6 protein-coding genes are annotated in these 8,240 nt (G+C 59.5%); all 6 read right to left on the reverse strand.

Annotated elements, in window-relative coordinates:
* Window positions 1-59: 59 nt before the first annotated feature.
* The 6 genes from xerD to argF all read right to left on the reverse strand — a co-directional run bounded on the left by xerD (window position 60) and on the right by argF (window position 8,101).
* A complete protein-coding gene (gene xerD, locus DXD39_RS05570) occupies window positions 60-1,001 on the reverse strand; it encodes a site-specific tyrosine recombinase XerD (RefSeq protein WP_233541115.1) in 942 nt (313 codons plus the stop codon).
* A 2-nt stretch (window positions 1,002-1,003) separates the two neighbouring features.
* On the reverse strand, window positions 1,004-2,665 hold the full coding sequence (locus tag DXD39_RS05575; RefSeq protein ID WP_117803374.1) for a CTP synthase: 1,662 nt from the start codon (window positions 2,663-2,665) through the stop codon (window positions 1,004-1,006).
* Between the two features lie 178 nt (window positions 2,666-2,843).
* A complete protein-coding gene (locus DXD39_RS05580; RefSeq protein WP_040358312.1) occupies window positions 2,844-3,182 on the reverse strand; it encodes a hypothetical protein in 339 nt (112 codons plus the stop codon).
* Between the two features lie 256 nt (window positions 3,183-3,438).
* On the reverse strand, window positions 3,439-4,920 hold the full coding sequence (locus DXD39_RS05585; RefSeq protein ID WP_006234276.1) for a DUF1846 domain-containing protein: 1,482 nt from the start codon (window positions 4,918-4,920) through the stop codon (window positions 3,439-3,441).
* Window positions 4,921-5,479: 559 nt separating this feature from the next.
* Window positions 5,480-6,967 carry a YfcC family protein gene (locus DXD39_RS05590; RefSeq protein WP_369832000.1) on the reverse strand — a complete coding sequence of 496 codons (1,488 nt, stop codon included), beginning with the start codon at window positions 6,965-6,967 and terminating at the stop codon, window positions 5,480-5,482.
* 138 nt (window positions 6,968-7,105) lie between these two features.
* Complete coding sequence (gene argF / locus DXD39_RS05595; protein ID WP_117584234.1) at window positions 7,106-8,101, reverse strand: ornithine carbamoyltransferase; 996 nt, start codon at window positions 8,099-8,101, stop codon at window positions 7,106-7,108.
* Between the last annotated feature and the right edge of the window lie 139 nt (window positions 8,102-8,240).

Genomic DNA, 8,240 nt, shown 5'->3' on the forward strand with positions numbered 1-8,240 from the left:
CGCGACAATCTGGGGCCCGTCCCCCTTAATATGTATAAATATGCAGGTCAGCGAGGTTGCTAGCGATGTGCCAGCGGATGCGCCGCCAGATAGACCTCGGTCAGTTGCGTGCGGTCGACATGCGTGTAGACCTGCGTGGTCGAAATATCGGCATGGCCCAAAATCTCCTGCAGCACACGCAGGTCGGCACCGCCCGCGAGCGTGTGGGTGGCAAAGGAGTGGCGCAAGGTATGGGGATGGAGCCCCACCAGCCCCACCTGGCGCCCATACCGCTCGCATATCGCATGCACGGCCTGGCGCGACAGGCGACGTCCGTTCTTATTTAAAAAGACCGCCGAGGTCTCCGTCCCGTGAGCATGAGCGGCCAGGAGCGTGCGCCCGTCACCTATATAGTGTGTCAAGGCGCGAGCCGCGCTTCCCACCAACGGGGCCAGACGCTCCTTGGAGCCCTTACCGCGCACCAGGACAAACCCGTCATCGATATGGATATCGCCCACATCGAGCCCAACCAGTTCACTCACGCGCAAGCCGCAACCGTAAAGCACTTCCAAGATGGCATGATCGCGCAGCCCCATCTCGCCCTCGGGAAAGTCTTGATCGAGCAGTGCCGAGACATCCTCCACCGAAAGGTATTCCGGCAGGCGATCTGCCTTTTTGGGCAGGCGCAACGCCGCCGTCGGGTTTTGGGCCACGGCCCCATCGCGCACCAAAAAGGCATGCAGGCCCTTCACGGCAGCAAGCGCGCGCTCCACCGAGGCGTCGGAATAGCCTCCGTCGCGGCGATCGGCAACAAAGCCCTCCACGACCTGACGGCTCACATCTTCAAAAGACGCAATGTCAGCCCGCTCCAGATAGGCGCAATACGTCGTCAGGTCACGACGGTAGGCCGCAATCGTATTGCGCGCCAAACCCCGTTCGACCGCAAGGTAATCGAGATACTCCCCCGCCACCACAGTGAGCGACGAGGGAGCAGCTTCGGTATGTTCTTGGTTCGCCGACACCCTTAGTCCGTAGCGAGGTTCTTGGGCGTCACCTGCACGCGATCGACGCCCTCATGCTGGCCAATCGAGGCGCGCACGAACTCGCGGAACAGCGGCTGCGGGTTGGTCGGACGGCTCTTGAACTCGGGATGAGCTTGGGTGGCCACATACCACGGATGTACATCGCGCGGCAGCTCGACCATCTCGACCAGACGCTCGTCGGGCGAAAGGCCCGAGATTACCAGACCGGCGTCCTCGAGCTGGTCACGGAAGGCGTTGTTGAACTCAAAACGGTGACGGTGACGCTCGTAGACGAGCTCCTCGCCATAGGCCTCGCGCGCGAGGGAATCGGCAGCAAGCTTGCACGGATAGGCACCCAGACGCATGGTGCCGCCCTTCTCGGTCACGTCCTCCTGCGAGCTCATCAGGTCGATGACGCTATACGGGCCATCCGGATCGAACTCGGAAGAGCTGGCGCCGGCAAGGCCGACGACGTTGCGGGCAAATTCGCACACGGCCACCTGCATACCCAGGCAAATGCCCAGATACGGAATCTTGTGCTCGCGGGCAAACTCGGCCGCGAGGATCTTGCCCTCCAGGGCGCGCTTGCCAAAGCCGCCGGGGACCAGGATGCCCGAGGCGTCGCCCAGAACTTCGGAGACATTCTGCTCGTCGAGGCTCTCGCCGTCGACCAGCTGGACGTCCACATGGCGATCGTAGAAGACGCCCGCATGGTGCAGGGCCTCGATAACCGACAGGTACGCATCGGGCAGCTGCGTGTACTTGCCAACGACGGCGATCTTCACCTTGTCGGCGTGATGGTTGGCGTGATTCTGTTTGCGCAGGAACTCGTTCCACTCGCTCATGTCGCGCTCACGCGGGTCCAGACCCAGGCGCTCGCAAATGCGCAGGTCAAAGTCCTGCTCGGCAAGCAGCTGCGGAACATCGTAAATACTCGCGCAGTCCTCGTTGGTAAAGACGCAATCGGTGTCGACGTCGCAGAAGCTTGCGATCTTTCCGCGGATAGCGTCATCGATATGGTGGTCGGAGCGCAACACGATAATATCGGGCTGGATGCCAAAGCTGCGGAGCTCCTTGACGGAATGCTGCGTGGGCTTGGTCTTGACCTCGTGGGCGGCGGCGATATAGGGAACGAGCGACACGTGGATGTAGCAGACGTTCTCGGGGCCGGCCTCCTTGCGGTACTGACGAATGGCCTCGACAAACGGTTGGGACTCGATGTCGCCGATCGTGCCGCCCAGCTCGGTGATGACTACATCGGAGCCGGTCTGCTCTTCGATGCGGCGGAACTTATCCTTAATGGCATTGGTGACGTGAGGAATCACCTGCACGGTACCGCCCAAAAAGTCGCCGCGACGCTCGCGGGCGATTAGGCTTTTGTAGATGGCACCGGTCGTAAAGTTGGAATCGCGGGTCAGGTTCTCATCAATAAAGCGCTCGTAATGACCCAGGTCCAGGTCGGACTCGTAACCATCCTCGGTAACGAAGACCTCACCATGCTGGAACGGGCTCATGGTACCGGGGTCGACGTTCAGATACGGGTCGGCCTTCTGCATCGTTACTTTGTAGCCACGCGACTTGAGCAGACGGCCCAGCGAGGCCGCGGTGATACCCTTGCCCAGGGACGAAACCACGCCACCGGTTACGAACACATGCTTGGTCATATTGAGTTACCTGCGCTTCCCGTAGAAGTTGTTTATCCACATCTTACGGGTCTTCATTGTAATACTCGCGCCGCGGACCGTTCGCAATTTTTCTCGCGTGCGATTGCATTTCTCAATCTTGAAACAAAACGCCGCCCGGTTTCCCAGGCGGCGTCACTATGGCAAGGGTTACATGCTGCTATCGATCAGCAACCTCGTCCTCAAGCATTTCTTGAACGAGCATGCCGGTACGGACGCCCTCAAGATACCACTCACCACGTTCGGTGAGGCAAATGCCATTTGCAAGCTGACCGCCGTCGTCGCTATAACGCGAGACGACATCAATCATACCTTCGGAATCCAAGCGATCGATTGCGGCGCGGGCACGATACGGCGAAACCCCCACGCGCTCGGCAAGCGTTTTGCGCGAGAAACCATACGGCCCGCCATTGTCTTCGGTTTGCTGGTCGATCTCCATCAACACCAGCACCTCGACACGCTTCATATCGTTGACACTCGCACGACCCTTGCCCGCCATAGCAGCCTCCTCAAACCGAGCACGAGCATCTAACGCGCCGTGCGCGACCGACACACCTCACGATGGCAGGTAATATCCATCATGCGGCATCCCGCTAAGGATGAAACAGTTACAGTTATTGTATACCGCTCAAATTGTTTCTAGGCAGGTAAACAGCTATTTTTCGCCGAAATAGACGCTTTATTGATCAAAAAGCCGTACCGGGCGCTAACACGATACGGCCAAAATGCAATGCAATTACCGCGGTGCTTCAAACTTAGCGATGGAAGAAACCGCGGCGCTCAAACTTGGGCTCGCAGCACACGTTGATGCCCAACTTGCGCAGTACCGTCTCGTCCGTCGGCGAGATAATCACGCTAAAGAAGGCATCGCAACCGCGCAGCTGCTCCAGGCCCGAAAGGACGCGAGCGGCCGTCTCACTCGTGGCCGAGGTGATCGACAGCGCCATAAGCGTCTCGTCGGTGTGGAGGCGCGGGTTTTTGCTGCCCAGGAAATGCGTCTTGAGCTTGCTGATGGGCTCGATCGCCTCATCGCTAATGACCTCGAGCTCAAGGTCGACGCCCGAGACATGCTTGAGGGCGTTCATAATGAGCGAACTTGCGGCGCCCAGGCGCGTGGAGGTCTTACCGGTCACCACGGAGCCATCGGGCATGACCATGGCACCCACGGGACCACCCGTCAGCTGCTCCCTGGTGAGGGCCGCCGAGCGCGCCGGTGAGTAGTTCTTATCGATGCCGGCTTTCTTCATAATAATCTTGAGACGGTCGACTTGCTCATCGCCCACGCCGGTACGGCGCACATTTTCGACCGCGGTAAAGTAGCGGCGGACGATCTCCATCTTGGAAGCGTCGCGGCAGGCATCGTCATCGGTGATGGCAAAACCGACCATATTGACGCCCATGTCCGTAGGGCTCTGGTAGGGGCTCTTGCCCAGGATCTTTTCCATCAGGGCACGGACTACCGGGAAGGCCTCGACGTCGCGGTTGTAGTTGACCGTGGTCTTGTTGTAGGCCTCCAGGTGGAAGGAGTCGATGATGTTGGCGTCATCGAGGTCTGCCGTGGCGGCCTCGTAGGCAATATTGACCGGATGCGTAAGGGGCAGATTCCAAACCGGGAAGGTCTCGAATTTGGCATAGCCGGCGGCCGTGCCATGCTTGTGCTCGTGATAGAGCTGAGACAGGCAAGTGGCGAGCTTGCCCGAGCCAGGGCCGGGCGCCGTCACGACAACGAGCGGTCGGGTGGTCTCGACAAACTCGTTCTTGCCATAGCCGTCGTCGGACACGATCAGATCGACATCGTGCGGATACCCCTCGATGGGATAGTGCAGCTTGGCGGGAATACCGAGCGCGTTCAGGCGGTTGCGGAACACATCGGCAGCGGGCTGTCCAGCGTACTGGGTGATGACCACGGCCGCGACAGCAAAGCCGTTGCCGCGGAACAGGTCAACCAGGCGCAGCACATCCTCGTCATAGGTAATGCCAAGGTCACCACGAGCCTTGTTTTTCTCGATGTGGTTCGCGTTGATCGCGATGATAACCTCGACATCGTCGGCGATGCTTTTGAGCATGCGGAACTTGCTGTCCGGCTCAAAACCCGGTAGCACGCGGCTGGCATGATAGTCATCGAACAGCTTGCCGCCAAACTCCAAATACAGCTTGCCGCCAAACTGCGAGATGCGCTCCTTAATGTGAGCAGCCTGCAGCTCGATATACTTCGCGTTGTCGAAACCCTGGCGCATGTATGGCTCCCGTCCCGTTTCGTAAATTAAGTTCCTACGCGATTATAACGGAGCCTGCCCCTCGCAAGGGCCTGGCCACCAACAGGCACCAACCAAACACGCCCACCGCAACCCACGGGGAACCGGGGTAGCTAATTTGAAGCAGGAACCAAGTCACTCCGCACCAACAATGGAAACGTCACAGGCAGAGCCAAAGTCAACGAACGGGCACCAGAGCGGGCAAGCTGTTCCCCTGCACCAACAATAACAGCGTCGCAGGTTGAGCATAAGTCAGCGAGCGCCGTCCAGAACGTACAAGTTGGCATGAAAAAGGCAAGGCATAGACCTTTTGGTCATGCCTTGCCTTTTGAATGACAAATTGTAGTTCTGGGCGGCGCGCAGCGTCGAGTGGTTCCGCGGTTTGGTAAAACCGCGGAACATAAGTGCGCCCCCTCCCGCGCACGGAACGGGAGGGGGCCAAAGGTAGGAGTCTACCGGTGGGGTTACCCCACCGGACAGACGATGACCAGGTGATCCGTTATAGGATCGTCATGGTTTCCGTGGGGTACCCAGGGGGTACTTAGATCATCACGCAAGCGATGGTCAGGATGATGGCGCAGACGACGGAGAGAGCGACGATGAGCTTAAGAGCAAACTTGAGCCAGGTCGTCCACTCGATCTTAGCCAGAGCGAGACCGCCCATGATGGCACCAGAGGTCGGGGTGAACAGATTCACGACGCCGATGGCGGCGGAGAAGATCATGACCATGACCTCGGGCGAGAAGCCGAGCTTAACAGCCAGCGGTCCCATGATGGGCATGGAGACAGTAGCCATACCGGAGGTCGAGGGGATCAGGAAGGACAGGCCAAAGTAGACCAGGAAGCTCATGGGAGCGAAGATCACGCCGGACAGGCCAGCCAGAGCATTGGCGGCAGCGTCGAGGACGTAGACGTCGAGGCCGGTGCTAGCCATGAGGACGGAGATACCACGGGCGAGAGCGATGACGAGGACAACGGACATCATGTCGGCAGCGCCGGTGATGAAGGTGTTGACGATCTGCTTCTCGGACAGGCCACCGATGATACCGATCAGGACAGCCATGAGGAAGAACCAGGTGGAAGCCTCGTCGAAGTACCACTGGCCAATGGGCAGGCCGGTGATCAGGGCAGACCAGCCCTGAACGATGGCGTTACCGTCGGCGTCATAGACAGCGCCAGCATCGAAGAAGTTGGCGACGCCCTCGTTGAGGTCGGCCAGCGGGATGAAGCCGACGATCATGACGACGAAGGTGAAGGCAAAGGCGATCAGAACACCCTTCTGACGACCGGTGAGCTTGACCTCCTTGTGAACCTCGGAAGCAGCCTTGCCGTGAGCCTCTTCGGCGTCCTTGAGCTCCTGCATCGAAAGGATGGTGGAACCCTTGTCAGCCTTGACCTTCTTGGCATAGCTCATGACGAAGAGGATGGACATAACAGTGGTAACAATCCACAGGACGGCACCGAGGCCGATGATGATGGACTGGTTGACCTCAATGCCAACGCCGGTCAGAGCGTCGACGGCAGCGCCGACGGCGAACGGGTTAACCGTGGAGCCCAGGCAGCCGCAGCCAGCGCCGAGCAGGACGGTGGCAGCACCGACCATAGGGTCGAAGCCAGCGGCCATCATGGTAGCGGCAAGCAGGGCGTAGAAGGGAACGGTCTCCTCGCACATACCATAGGTGGTACCACCGAGGGAGAAGATGAACATCAGCACGGGAATGAGCATGATCTCATTGCCCTTAAGCTTCTGCACCAGAACAGCAATGCCGTTGTCCAGGGCGCCGGTCTCGGTCATCATGCCGAGGAAGCCGCCGAGGATCATAACGAAGAGGCAGACGGGCAGAGCGTCAGCGAAGCCCTTGACCGGGGCGGTGCAGAAATCGCTCAGGCGGGCAGCGGTAACCTCGCCACCGGACGTACCGGAGACGATAACGGTAACAACCGCGACGATTGCCAGCAGAGCAAGAAGAATGGTGAACGATGAAGGCATACCGCGCTTTTTCTTAGCGGTCTCAGTCATAGTTCTCATCCCCCCTTCATAAATCATTTACTGATCTCGCCCGAAGCGGCTCTTCCGTGCCGTGCATGTCGCTCGGTGCGAGATTTTTACCAGACAAAAGCGCTCGGGGTGCGCAGCAATGCACCCCGAGCGAGATGCTAGATGCTCTTACTTGAGCGTAGCGTACATGACAGCCTTGATGGTGTGCATGCGGTTCTCGGCCTCGTCGAAGACCTTGGAAGCGGGGCTCTCGAAGACCTCGTCGGTGACCTCCTGCTCGGTGATGCCGAACTGCTCGCACTTCTCGGCGCCAATCGTGGTGTTGGTGTCGTGGAAGCTGGGCAGGCAGTGCAGGAAGATGGCACCCGGGTTGGCCATAGCCATGACCTCGGAGGTAACGCGATACGGGGTGAGCTGAGCGATGCGCTCGGCCCAGACCTCGTCGGGCTCGCCCATGGAGACCCAAACGTCGGTGTAGAGAACGTCGGCACCGGTGACGCCGTCCTTGACGTCGGTGGTCAGCTTGATGGTGCAGCCGTTGGCCTCGGCGATGGGCTTGCAGGCCTCGATGACGTCGTCAGCGGGCATGCACTCCTCGGGGCCGCAGGCCACGAAGTTCATGCCGAGCTTGGAGCAGACAACCATGAGGGAGCGAGCGACGTTGTTCTTGCAGTCGCCCATGAAGACGAGGGTCTTGCCCTTGATGTCGTAGTTGAAGTTCTCCTGGACGGTCAGGATGTCGGCGAGCATCTGGGTGGGGTGCCACTCAGTGGTCAGGCCGTTCCACACGGGCACGCCGGACTTAGCGGCGAGCTCCTCGACGTCGTCCTGGGCAAAGCCGCGGAACTCGATGCCGTCATACATGCGGCCGAGAACGCGAGCGGTGTCCTCGATGGACTCCTTCTTGCCCATCTGGGACGAACCGGGATCGAGGTAGGTAACGCCCATGCCCAGGTCCATGCCGCCGACCTCGAAGGCGCAGCGGGTACGAGTGGAGGTCTTCTGGAAGAGCAGGACGATGTTCTTGCCCTCGAGATAGCGGTGCGGAACGCCAGCACGCTTCATGTCCTTGAAGTTCTTGGAGAGCTTGAGCAGGTACTCAATCTCCTCGGTGGTGAGGTCGAGGAGCTTGAGGAAGCTACGGCCGGAGAGGTTAACACCCATGGTTCGTTTCCTTTCGAAGAAATGAATTACGTAAGTATTAGTGTTGCCCGTTTGACGGGCGAAACCGGTGCGGTTGTAGGGGGACCGCACCGGAAACGGAAAACCTTAGAGGTCCTCGCGCCAGAAGGGCATGCTCATG

The organism is Collinsella sp. TM04-29 (genome assembly GCF_003466565.1).
In the GTDB taxonomy this organism is placed as follows: Bacteria; Actinomycetota; Coriobacteriia; order Coriobacteriales; family Coriobacteriaceae; genus Collinsella.